Here is a 769-nt window from a genome sequence, read left to right as displayed (position 1 = left end):
CGACCTCGTCTGCACAGATCCTCCCTACGGGGAAACCTCACTCGCCTGGGACCGGTGGCCCGACGGCTGGCCCGCCCTCGCCGCCAGCGTCGCCTCGTCGATGTGGTGCTTCGGGTCGATGCGCATGTTCCTCGACCGGCGCGGCGACTTCGACGGTTGGAAGCTCAGCCAGGACATCGTCTGGGAGAAGCACAACGGTTCCGGCTTCGCGACTGACCGGTTCAAGCGCGTTCACGAGATCGCCACCCACTGGTACCGCGGCAGCTGGACCGCCATCGCCCACGACGTTCCCCGGGTCGCTGCACAGCACGGCAACAAGGGCAAGGTCATAGCGCGAGCCGTCCGCACCCCGCACACAGGCGACGTCGGCCAGTCCACGTACATCGACGACGGGCAGCGCCTAATGCGGTCGGTGCTCGCCGTTCCGTCCATGCACGGCCGCGCCCAGCACCCCACCGAGAAGCCGCTCGGCATCCTCGACCCGCTGATCCGCTACGCCTGCCCGCCTGGTGGTCTCGTCGTTGACCCGTTCGTGGGCTCCGGCAGCACCCTGGATGCCGCCCGCCAGTCCGGCCGCCGCGCCATCGGCATCGAAGCGAACGAGGCGTACTGCGAGGCCGCAGCCCGCCGCCTCTCCAACCTCGTGCTGGAGGCGTCATGACCGGCCGCCCGCGTTCCGCGCCGATGCCCGCCTCCCTCCGTGCCGGCCGCCCGCCCCGACACCCCGCCCTCACCATCCGCTGCCCCCACTGCGCAGCCGCCGAAAACC

General features: G+C 70.9%; 1 protein-coding gene. It reads left to right on the top strand.

Annotated elements, in window-relative coordinates; all coding sequences use genetic code 11:
* Positions 1-661: DNA-methyltransferase (locus tag ABD191_RS29005; RefSeq protein ID WP_344089149.1), on the top strand; the 661-nt coding region annotated here is incomplete at its 5' end.
* Positions 662-769 lie beyond the last annotated feature (108 nt).

The sequence above is a fragment of the Luedemannella helvata genome (assembly GCF_039528415.1).
GTDB classification, from domain to species: Bacteria; Actinomycetota; Actinomycetes; order Mycobacteriales; family Micromonosporaceae; genus Luedemannella; species Luedemannella helvata.
This window is presented reverse-complemented; position numbering and strand designations above follow the sequence as displayed.